The following is a 591-nucleotide window of genomic DNA, read 5'->3' as shown; positions in this document are numbered from 1 at the left end:
GCTGTTTGCTTAAAGGCAAACGTTGCATAGCCTTCTTTGGTAATTGTTTTTTTCGATTCAATCTCATAGGCTGCTTCAAAACCTCGGTGAAGCAACTCTTCTAATGTTACCTCTTCATGTTGTTCTGTAACCGCCATAATCGGATCTTCTACCGAGATGATACGAGCAGACTGCTCTTTTTCTTCACCTTTCTTCACAAAAAGCTGAAATAAAGCAATATTTTGTTCGGCATGATAAAAATGACGCTTACTCGGTTTGCGTCCTACTTCATGAGTGCGCTTAAACGCTTCTAGATCTTCCTCATTCACAAAATAACAATTAATGCCCCGGTATTCTTCTTGGAACGCAGGTAACAGTTCTTGTTTAATATATTTATTAACTGTTGTGACCGAGATGTCGAGTTGCTGTGCGACTTCTTTTGTCGTAAGTCCTGGCTTTTTTAACTCTTCTTGTAAACGAACAACATCCTCAATATCAAATTCATAACGTCCTTCAATATGCCAGTCATCTTTATTAATAGGATTTAACTTTTCTTGTTGAATATATGTATAAATCGTTTTCTTCGATGAAATAGATAACATTTCCATAACA

At 36.5% G+C, this 591-nt stretch carries 1 protein-coding gene; it reads right to left on the bottom strand.

The window, feature by feature from the left end:
* Positions 1 to 591 (bottom strand): helix-turn-helix domain-containing protein (locus AC1DRF_RS31580; RefSeq protein ID WP_477742770.1); only part of this gene is annotated, 591 nt, incomplete at both ends.

The sequence above is a fragment of the Priestia sp. P5_B4 genome, from assembly GCF_056400385.1.
Note: the sequence above shows the minus strand (reverse complement) of the source record. Positions and strands in the feature narration are given on the sequence as shown.